At 44.8% G+C, this 21,390-nt stretch carries 15 protein-coding genes and 2 pseudogenes; 10 read left to right on the forward strand and 7 right to left on the reverse strand.

The window, feature by feature from the left end; translation table 11 throughout:
- Positions 1 to 16 precede the first annotated feature (16 nt).
- Positions 17 to 382, reverse strand: a complete 366-nt coding sequence (locus HMPREF9007_RS17335; protein WP_008760820.1) for a BlaI/MecI/CopY family transcriptional regulator — start codon at positions 380 to 382, stop codon at positions 17 to 19.
- A gap of 388 nt (positions 383 to 770) precedes the next feature.
- Between HMPREF9007_RS17335 and HMPREF9007_RS17330 the strand changes: the two genes are divergently transcribed.
- The gene (locus HMPREF9007_RS17330) at positions 771 to 1,328 is read left to right on the forward strand and encodes a porin family protein (protein ID WP_008764158.1); all 558 of its coding nucleotides are present in this window, start codon (positions 771 to 773) and stop codon (positions 1,326 to 1,328) included.
- Between the two features lie 167 nt (positions 1,329 to 1,495).
- On the opposite strand, the gene HMPREF9007_RS17325 is transcribed toward HMPREF9007_RS17330, so the two are convergent.
- The 4 genes and pseudogenes from HMPREF9007_RS17325 to HMPREF9007_RS17310 all read right to left on the reverse strand — a co-directional run bounded on the left by HMPREF9007_RS17325 (position 1,496) and on the right by HMPREF9007_RS17310 (position 6,474).
- Positions 1,496 to 2,755: an ABC transporter permease gene (locus HMPREF9007_RS17325; RefSeq protein ID WP_008760822.1), complete on the reverse strand. Its 1,260-nt coding sequence runs from the start codon at positions 2,753 to 2,755 to the stop codon at positions 1,496 to 1,498.
- Positions 2,755 to 3,936, reverse strand: a complete 1,182-nt coding sequence (locus HMPREF9007_RS17320) for an ABC transporter permease (RefSeq protein ID WP_008760823.1) — start codon at positions 3,934 to 3,936, stop codon at positions 2,755 to 2,757. Before HMPREF9007_RS17320 ends, HMPREF9007_RS17325 begins: the two co-directional genes overlap by 1 nt.
- A gap of 2 nt (positions 3,937 to 3,938) precedes the next feature.
- A complete protein-coding gene (locus HMPREF9007_RS17315) occupies positions 3,939 to 4,931 on the reverse strand; it encodes an HlyD family secretion protein (RefSeq protein WP_008760824.1) in 993 nt (330 codons plus the stop codon).
- Positions 4,932 to 5,009: 78 nt separating this feature from the next.
- Positions 5,010 to 6,474, reverse strand: a pseudogene (locus tag HMPREF9007_RS17310) (TolC family protein).
- A 236-nt stretch (positions 6,475 to 6,710) separates the two neighbouring features.
- On the opposite strand from HMPREF9007_RS17310, the gene HMPREF9007_RS17305 reads away from it, so the two are divergent.
- The 5 genes and pseudogenes from HMPREF9007_RS17305 to HMPREF9007_RS17285 all read left to right on the forward strand — a co-directional run bounded on the left by HMPREF9007_RS17305 (position 6,711) and on the right by HMPREF9007_RS17285 (position 13,983).
- On the forward strand, positions 6,711 to 8,039 hold the full coding sequence (locus tag HMPREF9007_RS17305; RefSeq protein ID WP_008760826.1) for an SWIM zinc finger family protein: 1,329 nt from the start codon (positions 6,711 to 6,713) through the stop codon (positions 8,037 to 8,039).
- On the forward strand, positions 8,026 to 9,501 hold the full coding sequence (locus HMPREF9007_RS17300; RefSeq protein WP_008760827.1) for a DUF5691 domain-containing protein: 1,476 nt from the start codon (positions 8,026 to 8,028) through the stop codon (positions 9,499 to 9,501). Before HMPREF9007_RS17305 ends, HMPREF9007_RS17300 begins: the two co-directional genes overlap by 14 nt.
- Positions 9,502 to 9,519: 18 nt before the next feature.
- A complete protein-coding gene (locus tag HMPREF9007_RS17295) occupies positions 9,520 to 10,599 on the forward strand; it encodes an AAA family ATPase (RefSeq protein ID WP_008760828.1) in 1,080 nt (359 codons plus the stop codon).
- A 14-nt stretch (positions 10,600 to 10,613) separates the two neighbouring features.
- On the forward strand, positions 10,614 to 12,842 hold the full coding sequence (locus tag HMPREF9007_RS17290; RefSeq protein WP_008760829.1) for a DUF5682 family protein: 2,229 nt from the start codon (positions 10,614 to 10,616) through the stop codon (positions 12,840 to 12,842).
- Positions 12,843 to 12,852: 10 nt separating this feature from the next.
- Positions 12,853 to 13,983: pseudogene (locus HMPREF9007_RS17285) on the forward strand (VWA domain-containing protein).
- 87 nt (positions 13,984 to 14,070) lie between these two features.
- Here the strand turns inward: HMPREF9007_RS17285 and mdh are convergent.
- Positions 14,071 to 15,012 (reverse strand): malate dehydrogenase, encoded by a 942-nt coding sequence (gene mdh / locus HMPREF9007_RS17280; RefSeq protein ID WP_008760830.1) that lies wholly within the window; start codon positions 15,010 to 15,012, stop codon positions 14,071 to 14,073.
- 183 nt (positions 15,013 to 15,195) lie between these two features.
- Here mdh and HMPREF9007_RS17275 point away from each other — a divergent pair, with 183 nt between their 5' ends.
- The 4 genes from HMPREF9007_RS17275 (at position 15,196) to HMPREF9007_RS17260 (ending at position 19,399) form a co-directional block, all read left to right on the forward strand.
- Entirely contained in the window at positions 15,196 to 16,068 is an 873-nt protein-coding gene (locus HMPREF9007_RS17275; RefSeq protein ID WP_008760831.1) for a hypothetical protein, read from the forward strand.
- A 108-nt stretch (positions 16,069 to 16,176) separates the two neighbouring features.
- Positions 16,177 to 16,752: a DUF5034 domain-containing protein gene (locus HMPREF9007_RS17270; protein ID WP_008760832.1), complete on the forward strand. Its 576-nt coding sequence runs from the start codon at positions 16,177 to 16,179 to the stop codon at positions 16,750 to 16,752.
- 11 nt (positions 16,753 to 16,763) lie between these two features.
- Entirely contained in the window at positions 16,764 to 17,666 is a 903-nt protein-coding gene (locus HMPREF9007_RS17265) for a hypothetical protein (RefSeq protein ID WP_008760833.1), read from the forward strand.
- Between the two features lie 782 nt (positions 17,667 to 18,448).
- Positions 18,449 to 19,399, forward strand: coding sequence for a tyrosine-type DNA invertase cluster 3b (locus HMPREF9007_RS17260; protein WP_008760835.1), 951 nt, complete (start codon positions 18,449 to 18,451; stop codon positions 19,397 to 19,399).
- Positions 19,400 to 20,448: 1,049 nt separating this feature from the next.
- On the opposite strand, the gene HMPREF9007_RS17250 is transcribed toward HMPREF9007_RS17260, so the two are convergent.
- Entirely contained in the window at positions 20,449 to 21,357 is a 909-nt protein-coding gene (locus HMPREF9007_RS17250) for an NAD kinase (protein WP_008760837.1), read from the reverse strand.
- Between the last annotated feature and the right edge of the window lie 33 nt (positions 21,358 to 21,390).

The following is a 21,390-nucleotide window of genomic DNA, read 5'->3' on the forward strand; positions in this document are numbered from 1 at the left end:
TCGATAAAGTTTCAGTTTATTTTTCTTTTCCTTTCTCTATCAGGTCGATAATGTCCTTAAGGTCATCCGTAGATATCTTCTGGTCCTTTGCAAAGAAAGAAACCATTTCCTTATAAGAGTTCTCGAAATAGTTGCGGACAACTCCACTCATGAAGTGGCGTTTGTATTCATTTTCACGAATAGCGGGAGTATACTGATAGGTGTTTCCTATATGTTTCGATTTAACGTATCCTTTCCGTTCGAGATTTTTCACGATGGACGCAACGGTAGTATAAGGTGGTGCCGGTTGCGGAAACTTAGATACGATGTCCTTTACGAAACAGTCTTGTAACTCCCAAATGTAGATCATTACTTCTTCTTCTTGTATAGTTAACTTTTCCATGGAGATGATGTTTAATTACGATTCTTTCGCAAAGCTACGAATATTTCGTAATTAAGCAATAGCTAGTCAGTTAAATATTGTAAATGCCCGTTTGAAATAGGGTGATTGGCGGGTAAAAGCCCCTTTTCGTAAGCATGAAAATAATGTGGATAAACGTTATATTCATCCAAATAAGCAATCTTTAGGACATTTAGGTGAACAAAATGCCTTTCGTGGCTTTTTTATATAAAATAAATGAAATACTTTTGTAGAGTATAAAACGTATGTTAATAAAAGGAGAGTGCGTTTCAGCACAAGGCAAAGCTTGAAAGATTCCCCGTACTCGATAATGAAGCTATTAACTATGCAGCCCGGAGGGAAGAGGGAGGCAAACTAAAAAATGACTGATATGAAAAAAGGTTTGATTTTTGTGCTGTTTGCACTTGTTTCTATCGTTTCTTATTCTCAGATTTCCTGGAATGCTAAGGTAGGTATGAACATGAGTAATTTCACAGGAGACGCTGATACGGACATGAGAGTAGGTTTTAATGTTGGAGTGGGAATGGAGTATCAGTTTACTGATATGTGGTCTATTCAGCCTTCATTGATGTTTACTCAGAAAGGTGCTAAACTGGGTGATATCAAGGCTAATCCGATGTATCTGGAACTGCCGGTAATGGCTGCTGCAAGATTTGCTGTGGTAGACGGACAAAATGTAGTTGTAAAAGCCGGTCCGTATCTGGCATGTGGTATTGCCGGTAAATACAAGATAGCTGGCGTTAAAAGTGATTTCTTTGGTGATGATGCAGCGAAAAGATTTGATTTTGGTCTAGGTATGGGTGTTGCTTATGAAATCAATCGGTTCTTTGTTGACTTATCCGGTGAATTCGGATTAGTTAAGATGTACGATGGTGACGGCTCTCCTAAGAACATCAACTTCTCTATCGGAGTAGGTTACAAATTCTAATTGAATTATATTCTCTTTATAATACCATTCATAAAGTCCTCTGCCCAATAGATGGAGCGGAGGACTTTTTCATTTCCTCCCATAAAGAAATTTCTCTTCTTATAAAGAAAAACGATGTATACTTCCGAAGAAGCACACATCGTACTAAACTCTCTCTCTTAATTGTCTCAATCGGTCATCTGTTTGGCCAGATTCTCTTTTTCTTTCAGTTCTTTATATCTCTCTATGGCGTGTTTCCGGCTCATCAGTATTTGCCAGCGGTATACCCAGCAAGTGGTGAGGAAATAAACGCCTGCTTGTATCCACAATGCCTTGTATTCAAAGGCGACTTCGCTTAAGGTAGCTCCCATATTATTGATCTTCACAAAGCCATTGATGCCGAATGTGGACGGGAAAATGTAAGAAACATATTTCCAGAACGGAGGAATGGCAGCTCCCGGCCACGAAATACCGGAAATAAACAGCAACGGTACGGAGGTGAATACAAAAATCAGCATACAGGTTTCCCGGTTGCGAATGGCGATGGAGGTGGTCATTGCAAAGAAAATGCAGGCTGCCAGATAGGGGGCGACGAATAATACTAGTGAACCGGGTTGCCCGATCTGGTTGAGGCTGAATAGTCTTGGCACGATATGCAGCACATAAAATGATACCAGTACGTACACAAGGAAGTAACTTAGTCCCTTGCCAAGTACAATTCGCAACGTTCCGTTATAATGCCGGTTGATGGGTACAAGGTCTTTAAACCGGTTGTTTTCCCGGGCAGTTCCTGCTGCCAGTCCGATTCCGAGCAATAGCGTCTGCTGTATGATCAGCACCAATACGGCAGGAATCAGGAAAGCGGCAAAACCCGCTGTAGGATTAAAGATGGAAATCTCTTCATATTCTATCGGATAACTGGTGATTTCGTCCTGTCGCTCGGTCGTGTTCCCGCTACGCGCGATCTTTATATCTTTATTCATATCCAGTGATACGGCCGTATTGGCGATCAGCATGGATTTATAGTACAGCAATCCGCTCATGTCGCAATAGATACTGACTTGCGTCTGTTTCCCTTTGGCGATGTTGTCGCTGAAATCAGATGGGATATAGATGATGCCGTATGCAAGCCGGTTCTTCAGCATTTGTTTGGCTTCTTCCATATCGGCACAGTAGGCAACAATCTGAATGTCCGGTGTGGCATCCACCTTCCGGAGATATTCGCGGCTCAGGGATGAATGAGAGTCATCGACTACAACGGCCGGAACTTCTCGTACCACTTCATTGTCATAGATAAAGCTGTACAGTAACGGATAGCCCAGTGGGACGAGGATAAAGAAAATCAGTACCCCCTGGTCGCGGAAAGTTGTCTGAAACTCGCGCTTCCAGATATAAAACAGGTCGTTGATGCCTTGGGCTATCTTGTCTTTAAATTTTATATCTTTCATCAGGGTATGTATTTATAGTAAACCAATGCTTCTTTCAAGCGGTGAACCACAAAGAAGGGAAGCATCATGAATATTAATAATGCCATATAGTTGGACCATGAGTAAGCCATGCTGTATCCGTTGAGCGCCTGATCTACATAAATCAGGAAATAATGACGTAACGGAAACAGGTTGCTCAAGGCCTGCAAAACAGGATTCATTGCCATCACCGGAAAAGAAAAACCGGAGATGGAGAATGAAATCACTCCCCACAAGGAGGCAAAACTTAATCCGAGGCGGAGTGTAGGCAGTGTACCTATCATGACGATGCCGCAACACTGGGATGCCAATACAAGGCAGAGCGTGGCGAATATCATCGGGAAGATGCCACTGTTGCAGGGGAAATGCAGAAAACCATACAGGTATACATTATAGAATATCCCCATTATGAAAAAGACCACCGTATGCGGAAGCAGTTTGCCTGCCAAAGCAATGTAAATGGAATTGTTACTCATTCGCAACCACTCACGGGCAGTGCGGTCTTTGATTTCTACACCGATAGAATAAACGGTGACCATGAAGATGAGCAGCATGAGTACTCCCGGTATCAGTGTATTGCAGAGGTATACCGAATAGTTCAGCCACGGGTTGTTCAGTGGATGCGTGTCAATCACGATCGGTTGCAGGAAGCCCATTGCCTGATCTTCCGTAGCTCCTTTGGCATATAGTACGCTCCTTGCCGCAGAGCCGGCGGTGAGTTCTCCCATCATTTTCATGTCTCTGAATAGTAAAGAACCCGCAATCAGATAGGAGTAATTGGTGTAGAAAGAGATTTTGGGCTGCCGTTGGCTTTGTGCCTCTGCCGACAAGCCTTTCGGGATATAGAAGAAACCGTAGATCTTGCCTTCCTGCACAGCGATACGCGCATCCGTCACATTGCTGTAATGAGCTACGACACCTGTTTGCGAGAAAGCATCCAGATTGCGGACAATGTTGCGTGAAGTAGACGAATCATCCATGTCTACCACGCCCGCCGGAAGATTCTGCGGAAGTCCCGAATCCATCAGGGTCGTGAAAAATAGGTAGCAGAACAATGGAGCGATGACCATGCAAAAGAGATAGAGCGGGCGTGATACTAACCGCCTGCACTCCCTCTGCATGACTTGCCATAAGGCTACATATTTCTTCTTTCTCTCTTTCATGATTATTTGTTAATGATAACGGACATACCCGGACGAAGATTTTCCACTTTTTCCATCGGAGAAGCTTTGACTTCAAATGTCTTCAGGTCGAACTGACCGGTAGTTTTGGTTGCTTTCCAGGCGGCGTAAGTACCTAAGTCTTTCAGATAGTATACTTTGAGTCTGACTGTTTTATTATCCAGCGCGGGAACAACAGCTTCAAATTCTGCTCCCATAGGCAGGTTTTTGAGCAAGTCTTCGCGTACGTTGAAAGTCACCCACATATCATTGAGTTCGGCTATGTTCATGATAGGAGCACCTGTGCCTACCAATTCGCCTACTTTCGGGAAAATCTCGGAAACTTCTCCGGCAGCCGGAGCAATCAGATAGGTTTCCTTAATGTAAGATTCTACTTCGGCAACAGCTCCTTTGGCACGGTTCACCAACGCTTCGGCAGCCATCTTGTCTTCACGTTCCGCACCGTTCTTTGCCATAGTATATTGTGCTTTGGCAGCTTTCTCGGTAGCGATGGCAGCGTCACGTTGTGCGGTAACCTCGTCCAGCTTTTGTGCGGGCATTACTCCTTGTTCATACAGGTTCTTGACTCTCTTATATGATTTTTCGGCAATCGTAACACCGGCCTGAGCTTTCTGCCACATTTCATAGGCTGCCTGAATCTGTTCCTCACGTGCACCTTTGATTGCTTTTTCGTTTTGTGCCTGAGCGGCAGCTTCGGCGGCACGTGCCTGCTCCATTTTAGCCACTACATCGGGGGCTTCCAGAATAGCCAGTGTATCTCCGGCATTTACGCTTTGTCCTTCTTTCACACGAAATTCCAGTATACGTCCCGGAACTTTGCTTGAAACGCGGTATTCGGTAACTTCAGCCTGCCCCTGAATAATTTCAGGACCTTTGCGGAGCATGAAAAAGCCAACGACTGCAACGATTGCAATAACTCCCAGTAAAGTAAGAAATGCAAGCAGCATATTGCTGTTTTGTGATTTTATAGGTGCCATATTATTGATGAATTATAAATTACGAATAATAAATTGATTGAATACCTCAGTCTTTAATTGTCAATAGTCAACTGTCCATTATTTCAGCGTTCCCAAAGACTTCTTCAGATAAATCTCCGTCAGCTTCACGTCGATTTGTGCGTCAATCTTTTCCGATTGGGCGGACAGCCATGCCGTTTGTGCTTCCAGGACATTGCTGGTGGCAATGACCCCTTCTTTGAAGCCTAAGGTGGCATAACGGAGATTTTCGTCAGCCTTTTCCATATTCTTGGTTGCCATTACCAGTTTTTTGCTGGCTTCCTTTACTTTAAAAGCGGATTGGTTAACTTGCAATTCGATCTTTTCTCTCGCATCCTGAAGCTGATATTGTGCGATTCGTGCTTCTGCCTTGGCGGCTTTGGTCTTGTAAATGCCTTCCCCCCAATGCCAGATAGGTATCTGTACCATAACGCCCACATTCCACATTCCTTTGAATTTATTCTCAAAGCTGTTGAATACGGAAGGATTGGTCACCATATAATTTCCCATCAACGCAATGGACGGAAGATGTTCGGCGCGGGTAACATTTATTTTCTGTTTATAAATCTGAGTAGCCAGTTCAAGACTGCGTATCTCCGGACGGTTGGCGTAAGCGGTGGACATGTCGAAGTGGGTCTCCGGTGTGAGCAGTGGAATGTCCTCCATATTTTCGTCTGCCAACGTGATAGGAGAGCTGAGATCAATGCCACATAGTTGACACAACAACATTCGGGCCAGGCTTAATCCGTCTTCCACTTTAGTCAGTGTCATTTCCGCTTCGTTGACTTTCACACGTACGGACAAACCGTCGGCTTTTGTGGCAACTCCTTCGGCAATCATCTTTTCCACATCGCTGTCCAGCTGCTGCAAAAGTTTGAGATAGCCTTCGGCCAGTTTCTTCTTGTTCACTAAGGATATGACTTGCCAGTAAGCCTGGTCAGTGCTCATGATAACCTCCTGCATGCCTCCTTGATGTTGCTGTTGCGCTAATTCTTCGGCATACTTTGTGATTTTATTATATGCACGGATTTTGCCGCCCATGTATAATGGCTGTGTCAGCGTGATGGCACCTGCATATACATTTCTTGTATCTGTGCGGAGCGCATCCACCAGTGAGTTTCCTGCCTGGTCGAGGGCGGGCAAGGCAGCTCCTAACTTTTCACTTAAAGAAGCGATAAGCGGTCTCAACTCCGGGTGTGCGGTAGCAATCTCTGTAGCCGTCTGTTGTATCGGACCGGCCAAATTGGTCCCCAATCCCGAAAGCGCCGCTTTCTGGTCATTGTTCAATAATGAAAATTCTTTTTGATTTCTCATGTAAGTTCCCGTAGCCGAGAAACTGGGCAGGTAGTTGGTAAATGCAGCTTTGTGCTGATAATGAGCGGCATTTATTTTTTTCATTGCTTATCAACAGATCTTTGTTGTTGGCAAGAGCTAATGCGCGGCAACTATCTAGGCTTAGGAAGCTTTGCGCTTTTACTATAAAAGTCAGGCTCAACAGAATTGTCAGAAGAAATAGTTTTTTCATCGCATCTTACATATTAATAAGGTGATACTTCTTTTTTAAATAACCCCGTTATCATATAAATTGTTTATTGAAATAGTTCATTTTTTTGTACTTGTTGACTTAAACAATAATTGCATAAACAACGATGCAAATGTATGTGCTTTCTGTGAAAACGCAAAATGAATTAGCTTTTTTTAAATGCTTCTCTTTGGAAAATATGCTATACTTGCATTTTGAAACATGATAAACATACTATAATGTTATTAAATCTGACAGAAGAACAAATCACTCAACTCGCTCCGGACGCTGCGTCTGTCAAAGCAGGAAAAGGGCTGGCGAACCGGACTAAGTGGGTACTTCTGGAGCATAGTGACCGCGCCATCTGGGGACACTGCCAAGGAAGTGGAAAAACGCCTTATCAAACAGTAGTTGATACAAAGAATATTGCATTCAAATGTTCTTGTCCCAGTCGTAAGTTTCCGTGTAAACATGGGTTGGGGCTTTTATTTATGTATGCTTCCCATGCTGATCTTTTCAAGGAAGCGGAGGAACCGGACTGGGTAACGGCATGGCTCTCCAAACGTGAAGAGAAGGCGGAGAAGAAAGAGCAGAAAGAGAAATCGGAAACTCCGGTGGATGAAGCGGCACAGGCCAAGAGGCAGGCCGTGCGCCATCAGAAGGTATTGGCTGGAATTGATGATCTTCAGATCTGGATGAAAGACTTGCTCCGCAGCGGGCTGCTGAATATCCCGGAAAGAGCACATACACTATTTGAACCCATATCCCGCAGGATGATTGATGCACAGGCCGGCGGATTGGCGGGCAGGTTACGATCGCTACAGGAAATCAATTACTATACAGACAGTTGGAAATATGAGCTTACCGACAAATTGAGTAAACTGTATCTTCTGACAGAAAGTTATAAGAATCTGGATTCTCTTTCTGCTGAGTGGCAAACGGAAATCCGTACTCAGGTTGGATATCCGCAGGCGAAGGAAGAAGTGATGTCCGGCGTACCGGTGACAGACCAATGGATCGTTTTGCATACCAGAAGCCGGAAAATAAATGAGCTGCGGACAGAAACTTTCTGGTTGTACGGGAAGTCTAGTCACCGTATGGCCCTCTATTTAAACTTTCTGGCTCCCGGAGCGTTGCCGGAATTTAATCTGGTTCCCGGTGGCGTCTATGAAGGAGAGTTGTATTTTTATCAGGGCGTTGCTGCCTTGCGTGCCCTACCCCAAAATATGAAATGGCTGGATAGTACCTTCCTGCCTTCATTGTGTGCCGATATACCGGTTGCCATGCAATCTTACAGAGCAGTTATACAGACTCATCCGTTTGCGGAGGAAGTTCCTCTCTTGGTGGACAATGTCAGACTGGTAACAAGCGGAAATACGCACTATCTGCAGGATGCCGGAGGTGTGGCCGTTCCGGTGCATATCGAAGAGACTGCACGTGTTGACATACTGGCTATAACAGGCGGAAAACCCTTCTCGGCTTTTTTGCTGGCAGACGCCGTTTCCTGTGAATTGAAAACAATCTGGTATCAATCTGAATTTTATTTTTGGAAAGATGAACTTAACTGATCATATCATCAATGTGGCATTGCTTGGCACTGCCACCCGTGAACTGATAACGACTGATTTTCCGGAAGAGTTGCAAGAAACTCTCCGCGACATTCAGGCGAAAGCAGAGGATGCGGAAGCTCTCTTCTATCAGCAGTCCGCTTTGGGCTTTGCCTTTGCACGTGCCGGAGTGGAAGCGCAATCCATTGCAGGAGTTACAAATGTGACAGAAGCTCCGGAAGAAGACAAACCTTACTTCCTCCGTGAAGTGGGAGAGTTGTTTACTTCCCTGTATCTCAATAAAAATCAGTATCTTTTGCTGTATGCTTACCGGAGAGCTGCCGACAAAGGAAAATTGATCCCTCCTGCCTATCTGCAAACTTTATTGCGAAGAGCTTTTGACCGGAATAATCCCTACAGGTATGAGGAACAGCACTGGCTGTCTCTGCTGACAGGGCAAAGAGGACGTTGGCTTCTTCCGCAAATGGGATTTCCCGTATGGGGAGAATCCGGTAATGAAACTTGGGAAACCGCCTCTCACGAAGAACGGAAACGAATGTTGTCCAATCTGCGGAAAAATAGTCCGGAGCAGGGGCTTGCCTTATTGCAGACCGAACTGAAGAATGAGTCGGCTGCCCATCGGGATGAACTGATTCAGTGTTTGCGGTGGGGGTTGAGTAAATCAGACGAAGCATTCCTGCAAGAGATCGTGGCGACCGACCGGAGCAGTAATGTCAAAGAAACGGCCCGGCGATTATTGTGTAGCCTGCCGGACTCCGAACTGGTGAAAATATACGAAGAATTATTGCGGGGGAAATTACATTTCAATTTCCTTTTGGGATGGTCGTATGATAAGATTGAATTTACCCCTGAAATGAAGAAACTGGGACTTGAAGAGGTGAGTTCCAATAAAAACGAGAAGGATGATCGTTTCTTGTTACGCCAGTTGGCGGAACGTGTTCCATTAAGTTTCTGGAGTGAGTTTTATGACTGTCCGCCGGAGAAGGCTGCCAGCAAACTGGCGAAGAACCCTCCTTTTCAGAGACTGTTCGACCTGTCGAAACCGATCCTGAATTTCAGCGACTCCGGTTGGGCATATCATACCTTGAAGGAGAATGCGGATGAAAAAATGGCGGACGCGTTGATGGGGTTATTGCCTTCCTCCCAACGGGAGGAAATAGCTTTTCAGTCAGAGAGAGGCGGCTATATTCCGGATAGCTGGTTCAACGAAGACGGCACTGGATGGGGAATGAAATTCTCCACCCGTGTATTCCAGCGGATGCTTCGGAATAATTACTATCTCCCTAAGGAGACAGCCGAACGACTGGCATTATACTTCCCGTCCGAGATGAGAAAACCCATCGAACAGACAGCGCTTTCAATGGCCGCACAAGAGAATAATACCTCCACCCGTTTTTCCCGGTTGATGATGGAATACATGGATTTGAAGCAGAGAATAGATACCTTATTAAATAATGACTAATAAAAACAGAAAGAAGATATGAGCACTTTATTAAGACAACATGCTGAACAGCAATTTGCAGAAGAACTTCACGAGTTGAAACAGAATGAAACAAATCCCGTTCCGGAGAATTGGGAGATGTCTCCGCAGTCAGTGGTTACCTACCTGATGGGCGGTAAATTGAAAAACGGGTTTGAAGTTTCTCCTAAATATATAGGTAACCGTCGTCTGATGGAAATAGCTGTGGCAACCCTTGTCACCGACCGTGCGCTGCTGCTTTACGGACTGCCCGGAACTGCGAAAAGCTGGGTGAGCGAGCATATTGCCGCTGCTATTTCCGGTGATTCCACTTTGATAGTGCAGGGTACGGCCGGCACCGGTGAAGAAGCGATCCGTTATGGATGGAACTATGCCCGTTTGCTGGCGGAAGGTCCGAGTGTGGGGGCATTGGTGCAAACTCCGGTAATGAAAGCTATGCAGGAAGGTAAGATAGGCCGTATTGAGGAGCTGACACGCATCGGTTCCGATGTGCAGGATACACTGATCACCATTCTTTCTGAAAAGACATTGCCCATCCCGGAGCTGAATACAGAAGTACAGGCAATCCGCGGTTTCAATATCATCGCTACTGCTAATAATCGGGATAAGGGAGTCAATGATCTGTCAAGCGCCTTGAAGCGCCGTTTCAATACGGTCATTCTTCCCTTGCCGGATTCTATTGATGAAGAAATAGATATTGTGCGCCGACGGGTAGAGAGCTTTGAGAAAGTAATGCAGCTCCCGGCTGAAAAGCCTGCTTTGGAGGAGATTCGCCGTGTCGTTACTATCTTCCGTGAACTTCGTCAGGGCGCCACTGCCGACGGTAAGACGAAACTGAAGACTCCGAGCGGAACGCTTAGCACGGCAGAGGCTATTTCGGTGGTAAACAATGGACTGGCGATGGCAGGTTATTTCGGTGACGGAGAAATTCATGCCGAAGATCTCGTATCCGGTATTTTGGGTGCAGTGGTCAAAGACCCTGTACAGGATAAAGTCGTTTGGCAGGAATATATGGAAACGGTCGTGAAGAATCGGGACGGCTGGAAAGATATTTACCGTGCTTCAAGGGATATGATTTAAAAAGAAAGGAAGAAATGGCTATTCATTTACTAGGCATCAGGCATCACGGTCCCGGCTCGTGCCGCAATGTGCTGAACTACTTGCAGGAACTGCAACCGGATCTGATTCTGGTAGAAGGTCCGGCAGAAGCCGAAGCGCTGCTGGCCTGTGTGGAAAATCCGCAGATGACGCCTCCGGTAGCTTTGCTGGCATACCAGCCGGACGAGCCTCAGAATGCAGTGTTCTACCCTTTTGCGGAGTTCTCGCCCGAGTGGCAGGCGATGCGTTATGCCGTACAGAACCGGATACCTTTCCGCTTTTTCGACTTGCCTCTGATCTATTCGCTGGCTCTTCGGGCACAAAAGACCTCTGAACAGGAGACGGAAACGACCGCTGAAGTCGCAGAAGCCGGCGACCCGTTCGACTGGCTGGCTCATGCCGCAGGATTTACTGATGGTGAATCCTGGTGGGAAACTATGATTGAACACCGGCAAGAACCTGCCGATATTTTTCAGGCGGTACAAGAAGCTGTGACTGCTCTCCGGGAAGAACTTCCGGGGCACACCTCTCCGCGTGACCTGATACGTGAAGCGTGGATGCGTAAAATGATACGTGCGGCACAGAAGGAGAATTTCGAACGCATTGTCGTCGTCTGTGGTGCATGGCATGTACCCGCACTGGACGATATGCCCAAAGTAAAGGACGATAATGAACTACTGAAGGGACTTCCCAAAGTAAAGGTAGAATGTACATGGATTCCGTGGACGTATGACCGGCTTGCTTTCCGCAGCGGGTACGGTGCGGGAATCGAATCTCCGGGCTGGTATCATTATCTCTGGCATCATCCGGAGGATGATGGCACGCTTTGGGTGAGCCGGATCGCCTCTCTGTTGCGGCAGAAGAATATGGATATCTCGGTAGCCCATGTTATTGAAACCGTCCGTCTGGCACAGGTGACGGCTGCTTTGAGAGATCTGCCTTATCCTTCTCTGAATGAATATAACGAAGCTGTCACTACGGTGATGGGCTTCGGAGATGATATTTTGTTGCAGATTATCAAAGAAGAACTGATCATCAGCAACCGCTTGGGAAGTGTACCTGATGACGTTCCCAAAGTACCTCTGCTGGTAGACGTGGAGAAAATACAGAAACGTCTGCGTGTTCCGTTCACCGCCGAGATCAAAGAACTGATATTAGACCTCCGCAAGCCGAATGATCTGGAGCGAAGTATCTTCTTCCATCGCCTGCAACTGCTGGGCATCGACTGGACTATCCTCGGACGGATAGACGGGAAAGGTACTTTCAAGGAAAAATGGACCTTGTATCACAAACCGGAACAAATCATCCAAATCATTGAACGGGCTATCTGGGGAAACACGGTGATGGAAGCTACGCAGAAATATCTGTTGAAACAGATGGCGGAGATTCAGCATATCCCGGAACTGACAGCTTTGTTGAGTACGGTCCTCCCCGCCGATCTTCCGGCGCTGGTAGAAGCGATGACCGTACAGTTGGACCGTCTTTCGGCTGCTTCTACCGATATTCTGGAAATGATGGAGGCGGTCCCCGATCTGGTGAATATCGTCCGTTACGGAAACGTGCGTGATCTTGATTTCTCGAAGGTTGGTGATATGCTCGAAGCCATGATTGCCCGTATTCTTGCGGGTGGTGTATTGGTGTGTATCAATATCGATGAAGAGGCTGCCGGTGATCTTCTGAATAAATTGGTTGCCACGGACTATGCGCTCTCCATTCTGAATCGGGAAGAACTGAACCTGATGTGGCGCAATTTCATCGGTCAGGTACGTTCTTCTGCCAATGTGCATCCGTTGTTGTCCGGTTATGCTACCCGTCTGCTGAATGACAAAGGGGAAATCTCCGCAGAGGAGATGGAGACGACACTTAGTTTTTATTCTTCTGTTGGCAATGCTCCGGCAGATATGGTATACTGGTTCGAAGGCTTTTTACGTTCATCCGGTTCGATCCTGTTGCTGGACGACCGTCTCTGGAATTTGGTGAATAACTGGGTATGTTCGCAGGACAAAGAAACATTTATGGAATTGTTGCCTGTATTGAGGCGTACTTTCAGCGAATTTACCTCTGCCGAACGCCGTAAGCTGGGTGAGAAAGCCCGTCGTACGGATTCTACGGGCACATCATCTGCCGTAGGAGCTTCGGTAACGGAGAATGAGTGTCTGAATCGGGAAGAAGCAAAGAAGGTAATCCCCGTGATTCGTCAATTATTGGGACTGGAAACAAAGTAAAGGAAAGAAGATGGAAGAAGAATTACTGAAAAGGTGGCGTCTGATACTGGGCGGCGATGAGGCTGACGGTACAGGCGTGACATTGAATCTGGAAGAACAGCGGATAGACCATTCTCTGGAAGCTGTATATGATAGTGACAGAAGAGGGGGGGCTGGGTTCCTCGGCTCCCAAAGTAAGCCGATGGCTTGGAGATATCCGTGAGTTCTTTCCGCAGACAGTGGTACAAGTGATTCAGCGGGATGCTATAAAACGTCTGAATCTGACCAGTCTGCTTACCGAAAAAGAAATGCTGGAAACGGTCGTCCCCGATGTTCATCTGGTTGCCACCCTGATGTCGTTAAGCCGGGTGATTCCTGAAAAGAATAAGGAAATGGCACGCCAGGTAGTCCGCAAGGTGGTTGAGGAGTTGCTTCGCAAACTGTCGGCTCCTACGCAACAGGCGGTAACCGGTGCTTTGAACCGTTCCAGCCGTCGCAGGAACCCGCGTTACAATGAGATAGATTGGAAAACGACCATTACCAAGAACCTGAAAAACTACCAACCGGACTATAAGACGATTATTCCCGAAATCCGTATTGGCTACGGGCGTAAACGGAAAGCGATGAAAGACATTATCCTGTGTCTGGATCAAAGCGGTTCTATGGGGACGTCGGTCATTTATTCCGGCATATTCGGTTCTGTGTTGGCATCCATTCCGGCGGTATCTACCCGTATGGTGGTTTTTGATACGGCAGTCGTTGATCTGACGGATGATTTGCAAGATCCCGTGGATCTGCTTTTCGGGGTACAGCTCGGGGGAGGAACCGATATAGCCCGTGCGCTGACTTATTGTCAGGGAGTCATTACCCGTCCGCAGGACACGGTGATGGTGTTGGTGACTGACCTTTACGAAGGAGGAGACTCCAGAGAAATGAGAAAGAATTTGTCTCGTTGGTCAATAGCGGTGTGCAGTTGATTGTCCTTCCGGCGTTGAACGATGACGGTGCTCCGTCCTACGACAAGGGGCATGCTGAGTTTCTCGCTTCCATAGGGGTGCCGACATTTGCCTGTACTCCCGATAAGTTTCCGGACCTTATGGCGGCTGCTTTGAGTAAACAGGACATTGGAATGTGGGTTTCTCAGAATGTAAAGAGTGAATGACAACTATTGGATAGAAAAGAAAGAAGGCTGTCCCTCATAGCGAAGGACAGCCTTTCTTAGCTTATATAAATGTAAGGGGATTGCTAATTACAGAGCGCCTACTTCTTTCAAAGCGGCGTTTGTTCCGTGAACAGCTTTTGCGCTGGCAGCGAACTTAGCTTTTTCGTCAGCGTTCAGATCCAGTTCAACGATCTTTTCGATACCGTTCTTGCCAAGGATTACAGGAACACCGATGCAAATGTCTGATTCACCGTATTCTCCCTCCAGATATACTGAACAAGGGATCATCTTCTTTTGGTCGTGAAGGATAGATTCAACTACGAATGCTCCTGCTGCACCCGGTGCATACCATGCAGAAGTACCCAGCAACTTAGTCAGAGTAGCACCACCTACCATAGTAGCAGCAGCCACTTCGTTCAGTTTTTCTTCAGAGATGAAGTTAGTTACAGGCATACCTTTGTAAGTAGCGAAGCGAGTCAAAGGAATCATAGTAGTATCACCGTGACCACCGATAACCATACCTTCTACTTCGTTGGCGTTGCAGCCCAAAGCCTGAGACAAGAAATATTTGAAACGAGAGCTGTCCAGTGCGCCACCCATACCGATGATGCGGTTCTTCGGCAAGCCCAGAGCTTTCAATGACAGGTAAGTCATTGTATCCATCGGGTTAGAGATAACAACAAGGATTGCATTGGGAGAATATTTCAAGATGTTTTCTGCCACTGATTTAACGATACCAGCGTTTACACCGATCAGTTCTTCGCGAGTCATACCCGGTTTACGAGGAATACCTGAAGTAATTACAACAACGTCAGAGTTAGCAGTCTGAGCATAGTCGTTAGTGCAGCCTACTACAGTTGTGTCGAAACCCAACAGTTGAGCTGTCTGCATCATATCCATTGCTTTACCTTCTGAAACGCCTTCTTTAACGTCCAGCATTACTACTTCGTCTGCTACTTCATTGAAAGCAAGTACATTTGCACATGTAGCACCTACGTTACCTGCGCCTACTACGGTTACTTTTGACATAATACTATATATTTAAAAAGTTGATAATTTATTTCATGCTTTTTAGCGCGACAAAATTACAACGATAATCCTAATTAAAGAAATTTTTCCGTAATAATTTTCGTTAAAGAAAATGCCCAAGACTATGTTACTCTGTTACGAAATGATTACTTTTGTGCCCGTTATTGATTAACAATTGGAACTATGAACAAAAAAAGCCTTCTTATTGCAGCTGTAGCTGTTTTGGTGATAGCGATTATCGGCATCACTTATTTGTTGTTTACTGAAAAGAAAGCCAATCGCGAGCTGGTACAGGAATTTCAGTTGGATAAGGAAGATTTGGAGAATGAGTATAGCAGCTTTGTGCAAAGATACGACGAATTAAAGTTTAAAGTATCTAATGATTCGTTGGCGCAATTGTTGGATCAAGAACAATTGAAAACTCAGAGACTGCTTGAAGAACTTCGTACGGTGAAAAGTTCGAATGCAACAGAGATCCGTCGTCTGAAGAAGGAATTGGCGTCTCTCCGTAAAATATTGGTGAGTTACGTCAGTCAGATAGACTCACTGGACAGAATCAATAAACGCCAGCAACAGGTGATTGCAGACGTTACTCAGAAATACAACACTGCTTCACAGCAAATCAGTACACTTTCCAAAGAAAAGGAGAATCTGGATAAGAAGGTGACACTGGCTGCCCAGCTCGATGTGACCAATATCCGTATCGAACCGCGCAATAAACGGGGGAAGGTTGCAAAGAAAGTGAAAGACATCGTGAAGCTGGCTATCAGCTTTACAGTCGTGAAGAATATTACGGCAGAGAATGGCGAACGTACCATCTATATACGTATCACCAAACCGGATAATGACGCACTGACCAAGAGTGCATCCAACACTTTCTCTTACGAAAACCGTACACTGACTTACTCCATCAAAAAGTATATCGAATACAACGGTGAGGAACAGAACGTGAATGTATTCTGGGATGTGGAAGAGTTTTTGTATGCCGGAAACTATCGTTTGGATATCTTCGAGGGCGGAAATCTGATCGGCTCTCAGAAGTTTACGCTGGACTAACCGATATAAATTCAAGAAAAAAATGCGCCAATAAGCAGTAAAAGGCTTTTTGGCGCATTTTTCTATTAGAAAAAGGTTAACTTTGTGAAAACTAATAGAATAATACGTATGAAAAAGCACTTGACTCAGCTACTGCTATCATTACTGTTTCTGGTGGTGACAGCCATGACTTGCGATGAACAGGATTTGGCTGAACCGATAGACATCTCCTGTACTTTGAAAGAAGTGGAGTTATATCATTGGGATAATGCAGGTGAGAAACCTAAGGAGGCTCTTGATAACAAAGTTCTCAAAGAGGCTTATATGATGGAGATCCGTTTGCTGACAGATGCGGGGGAAAAAGATCCGGAATCTTATGACGCCGATCATTATCTTCGCCATGTATTATCGGATGGCATCAAAAAGATTCAGATATTTACGGAAACAGCTTTTAATGAAGAATTTCCCGCAGGAGCAGAAGTCACTTCCTGCTTTTATGACTATCCAAAGACGTTTGTTAAAGATCAGCAGACAGATTATACTGTTAATGGAGGGGTTATATCCATGATAGATGAAGTAAACAAGATATATAAGGCGTTATTGACCATTCCCCAATCAGGCGGAGAGTTCCGTTTTCGTGTAGTGCTGACAATGGAAAGCGGTGAAACGGTTGAACGGCTGAGCGATCCGGTTACTTTCTATTAAATCTGCTGTCTATGAAGAAAGTACATTTATTAGCCATGCTATTGTTTACTGCATGTGTTGTGCCTGTATCGCAGGCGCAGGAAAGCCTGTTTCTTAAAGATCCATCTACCAAGAATAAGTTGCTACAGTTAGACTTGGATGTGGGAACCTGTTTTGACCTGGCTTATCGGGGGAAGGGAAATATGTACACTGCAATGTCGGACCGGAAATCTGTGTTTCCTGCTATCAACCTTCGTTTGCAACATTTCTTTTCGCGTAAATGGGGATGGTATACGAATATCCGTTTGGGGATTCCCGTGAAATATAGGCGGGATTGTTATACTGAATTAGTCCATGCAGTCGAAGCGGATTACTATGTGAATAATCTCATACCGGGAACGCAAAAACCGGACGTTAATCCCTGTCTGGATTTTGGTGTTGCTTATCGCTTTGAAAATTCCCATTGGGCTTTTTATCCTCGTTTGGGGATTGGTGTGAATAGCATTTCCTATCAGCGTGTTTGTGCGGAACTAAAGAAAAAAGGAGGAAATGAATTATATAAGATAGAGTATAGAGGGGATGATGAAAGTAACTATGGTAGTGAGTGTATCGATGCTTTTATTCTTTCGGCAGGTATTACCGCCAACTATAAGCTCAGTCGAAATTGTTTTTTACTGTTGAATGTCAATTATATACAGCCATTGGGGAGATTTGCTTATCGTAAATATGTAACAGACCTTTATACGGGAGAAAAGGTGGAGAGAGGAGTCTATAAAAGTTCTACATTCGCCCGTGATCTGAATGTAAGTGTCGGATTCGGATTCCCTTTTTATCTGGGAAGAAAGACTAATAGAAAATCACCGCATAGAGAAAGAACCAGGCAGCTGATGGAACAGAAACGGAAAACATACGGGTTGTTTCCAGGAAATAAGTAGCCATTTAATCATTTCTTTGCAATGATGAGCGAATAGAATTTAGCCTTTATACAAAGTTTGAAAAAGAAAAAACTCTGCCATTCACAACAATTGGATTAACATTCTTATGATATACTTACGTGTCAGCTAGTCTCTCTATAAAAATAAAAACTATAAATTGCTGTCATCTGTCACTTTGTTGGGTATAATATCTTGAATATGAGTGATTAATGAGGTGACGGCAGTAGGTGACGGCAGTGTGACGGCAAATTTTGCTGTCACACTGCCTTGTTTTCAATGGTTCCTTATGATCTGCTTGTAGTTCTATATAGAGCTTTTTAGTTTCTCCCGTTTGAAACTTTTGTTTCTTCAGCTTGGAACTAAAGTTTCATCGGCTTGAAACTAAAGTTTCAAAGCCTTGAAACCAAAGTTTCGGACGCTTGAAAACATTGGTTCCAGCGTATGGAAACTAGTTATACTAGAGTGTATGATGTCAAAAGTCAATAGTAGCGAGTTCAGTGTAGTCGATGGGCGTGTGACGGCAATAGTTGTCATCACCGTGCCGTCACCTGTTGCCGTCACAGCGTTAAGCCTTGACTATGAGTGTGTTATTTCTGTTTTTGTGATGGGTGACAGCAATAATTGGAAAAACAATACGTAGAGAGAGGAGCCGGTTGATACATCTATTATAATGAGATTTGTCAGATTGATAATCGTTTAAGAGCTTTTTAGGTGCCTTAACGACAAAACAAGTGGCTGATTGTGTTATATTCCCTAAGTAACCAAATAAAAATAACAAGATTATGAAACAGAAAAGAGCTAAAATTGGATTTACCGGATGTGCCAAAGCGTATATCCGGAGTTTGCAGGAAGAAGGGCGCTATTCTACGGCACATGTGTATAAGAATGCGGTTCTTTCATTTACGAGATTTCATGGCAGTACGTATATTGCATTCGAGCAGATCACTCGCGAGTCTTTGCGACGTTACGGACAATATCTGTACGATTGCAAACTGAAACTCAATACGATCTCTACCTATATGCGAATGCTGCGCTGTATTTACAATCGTGGTGTGGAAGCTGGTATCGCCCGTTTTATCCCCCGATTGTTTCGTGATGTATATACCGGTGTGGATGTCCGGCAGAAAAAGGCAATACCTGTAAAGGAACTGCATACACTTCTTTATAAAACACCCCAGTCTAAGCACTTGCGGCGTACTCAGGAGATTGCCCGACTGATGTTCCAGTTCTGCGGAATGCCTTTTGCGGATTTTGCGCATTTGGAAAAGTCGGCATTGGCACAAGGGGTATTGAGATATAACCGTATCAAGACAGGCACTTCTGTTAGTCTTGAGGTGCTGGAGTCATCTCTGCCCACGATCAGTAAACTTCGCAATAATGACCCTGTTCGGGAAGATGGAACGAATTATTTATTCAGTATTCTGAGAGGGAATAAAAGCCCAAAAGGTGAAAGCATGTATAAAGAATACCAGTCGGCGCTTCGTCGGTTCAATAATCAGCTGAAAAGTCTTTCAAGGGAACTTCACTTAAAGTCGGCTGTCACCTCATATACCATCCGCCATTCTTGGGCAACGAATGCCAAATACCAGGGTATACCTATTGAAATGATCAGTGAATCATTGGGACACAAATCTATTAAGACGACTCAAATCTACCTGAAAGGTTTTGAACTGGAAAAGAGAACAGAAGCAAATCGGTTGAATTGTTTTTACGTTGAAAACTGCAATAATTAGAATAGAATATAATCAGAGTGCTGGCTATTAGTGTGTTATCATGTCTATTACTTCTTAGGTAACGGAAATAAATACGACGCAAAGATATATAAAAAGAATCTCATATCCCAAACTTATTATACATTATTTTATTTCTCTGACTTAAGAAAATAAAATAACACTATGAGAACACGAATACCACTGACTTCATGTTCCGAACCCTTATTGTTTGTCATCCGACAAAATCTCCTTCATAACCCTTTTATACAGTGCTTCTCGCAAAGGCCGCTGCCTTTTTCGCTTCTTTTCCCCTATGTGTAAAGTCCGGTAATGGACTTCCGTTACCTAAGAAGTAATAGATAAATGTAAGTAGTAAATTGTGACACGCAATTCAAACAACAAGCTCATTTTGCATGCCTTCTATTTACTTTGGTTCTGAATTTATCCATTGGGATATATGCTTGTAAAGGTACACACACAGTGACAAAATAAAGAGAATGAACATTGCTTCGATGTGGGCAATGTCTTAAAAAGGGTTTTTAGTTTACTTATTTAAAAGTAAAAGAAGAAATGGAAAGTTTATGGAAAGTCTGGTTCTCCAGAAGGAGAAAAGTGTATGTTCGGATAGCCCGTCGATATGGTTCCACTCCGTGGCGGGTGTATTATTTAGGACATGGAGGCAGGTGCAGGTCGCTCAAAGACATGCAGATATTGGAAGCGTTACAGCGGCAGGGAGTTATTTCGCATATTTACCCTTGGTGATAATTGACTGAAAAATACTTGAACATATTTAATTATGTGTCCGAAAGAAATATGAACTATTATAAAATATGGGGTGAGATGTTTTTCTAAAAAGGTTACTGTGAAGTACCCGAACGGGGATAAACCCTTTATAGCATGTGTATGTTTCCCACAACATGCTTATTGCTTATATAAACGGAGTCTCTTGGATGTCCGTTTTATATAATTGTTTGTTTTTGTTTAAGTACATTCTGTCCTGGTGAGGAAGGATGTACTTTTTTATGCCCGAAAGTCCGGAATCAGATAGTTACGAAGGTTCGGTCGGAAGATCAGCGCCTTCCGTCCGCTCCCCACATCATCTTGCTGCGGAGGGTATCGAAGAAAATATGATTGAACCGTTTCACTACTTTTATACTGTAGTCTGCCCGGCGAATGGTCAGCTGAGTTGTCTCCTTGCACGTTTCGCTGCTGCCGTCGATGGCAACGAGGAAGTTATGGCTGCGGCTTTCCACGTCCAGCGTGATTTCCCAGTCGTCACGAATGACGATAGGACGGACGTTGAGGCTGTGCGGAGCTACCGGGGTAATGGCGATCGTATTGGAATGAGGAACGATGATCGGGCCGCCTACGCTTAATGAATACGCAGTAGAGCCGGTAGGAGTGGCAATCACCAGTCCGTCTGCCTGATAAGTATTCAGATAAGCACCGTTGATCGCAGTGCGGATGCTGATCATGGAAGAACTGTCCCGCTTGAGCACCGCAATTTCGTTGAGGGCATAAGGCGATTCCTGGAGATTTCTGTCATTGCAGATAAGCTGCAATACACTTCGTTCCTCCACACTGTATCTGCCTGCCTGAATCTCTTCGAAAGTCACCTCCATCTCTTCGGGTGAAACATCGGCAAGAAATCCCAGTCGCCCTGTGTTGATGCCGAGAATGGGGATTTGTTTTCTACCCACCCGGCGGGCAGCTTTCAGAAATGTGCCGTCACCTCCGATGCTGATAACCATATCGGCTGTGAAGTCGTTGCCTTCGAGCAGGGCATCGACAGGCACTTCCATTTTTAAATCTGCCGTCAGGAACTGGTAAAACTCCCGGCACATACAGATTTCCGCTCCCTGCTTCTTGAGAAGCTCGAACAGTCTGAGTGCATGCAAAGACTTTTTAGGCTGATACGTATTTCCGAAAATGGCAAATTTCATAAGCTGTTTCATTAGTTTCGGTTGCAAAATTGGCATTTTTTCTTGGATTTCTACTTTAAATAACCAAAA

The organism is Bacteroides sp. 1_1_14 (genome assembly GCF_000162515.1).
In the GTDB taxonomy this organism is placed as follows: domain Bacteria; phylum Bacteroidota; class Bacteroidia; order Bacteroidales; family Bacteroidaceae; genus Bacteroides; species Bacteroides thetaiotaomicron.

Coding starts and splice junctions, on each gene's coding strand:
- HMPREF9007_RS17300 (WP_008760827.1), top strand. CDS start 8,026: ATGAACTTAACTGATCATATCATCAATGTGGCATTGCTTGGCACTGCC.
- HMPREF9007_RS17335 (WP_008760820.1), bottom strand. CDS start 382: ATGGAAAAGTTAACTATACAAGAAGAAGAAGTAATGATCTACATTTGG.
- HMPREF9007_RS17330 (WP_008764158.1), top strand. CDS start 771: ATGAAAAAAGGTTTGATTTTTGTGCTGTTTGCACTTGTTTCTATCGTT.
- HMPREF9007_RS17295 (WP_008760828.1), top strand. CDS start 9,520: ATGAGCACTTTATTAAGACAACATGCTGAACAGCAATTTGCAGAAGAA.
- HMPREF9007_RS17270 (WP_008760832.1), top strand. CDS start 16,177: ATGAAAAAGCACTTGACTCAGCTACTGCTATCATTACTGTTTCTGGTG.
- HMPREF9007_RS17265 (WP_008760833.1), top strand. CDS start 16,764: ATGAAGAAAGTACATTTATTAGCCATGCTATTGTTTACTGCATGTGTT.
- HMPREF9007_RS17305 (WP_008760826.1), top strand. CDS start 6,711: ATGTTATTAAATCTGACAGAAGAACAAATCACTCAACTCGCTCCGGAC.
- HMPREF9007_RS17250 (WP_008760837.1), bottom strand. CDS start 21,357: ATGCCAATTTTGCAACCGAAACTAATGAAACAGCTTATGAAATTTGCC.
- HMPREF9007_RS17275 (WP_008760831.1), top strand. CDS start 15,196: ATGAACAAAAAAAGCCTTCTTATTGCAGCTGTAGCTGTTTTGGTGATA.
- HMPREF9007_RS17320 (WP_008760823.1), bottom strand. CDS start 3,936: ATGAAAGAGAGAAAGAAGAAATATGTAGCCTTATGGCAAGTCATGCAG.
- HMPREF9007_RS17290 (WP_008760829.1), top strand. CDS start 10,614: ATGGCTATTCATTTACTAGGCATCAGGCATCACGGTCCCGGCTCGTGC.
- HMPREF9007_RS17325 (WP_008760822.1), bottom strand. CDS start 2,755: ATGAAAGATATAAAATTTAAAGACAAGATAGCCCAAGGCATCAACGAC.
- HMPREF9007_RS17260 (WP_008760835.1), top strand. CDS start 18,449: ATGAAACAGAAAAGAGCTAAAATTGGATTTACCGGATGTGCCAAAGCG.
- HMPREF9007_RS17315 (WP_008760824.1), bottom strand. CDS start 4,931: ATGGCACCTATAAAATCACAAAACAGCAATATGCTGCTTGCATTTCTT.
- mdh (WP_008760830.1), bottom strand. CDS start 15,012: ATGTCAAAAGTAACCGTAGTAGGCGCAGGTAACGTAGGTGCTACATGT.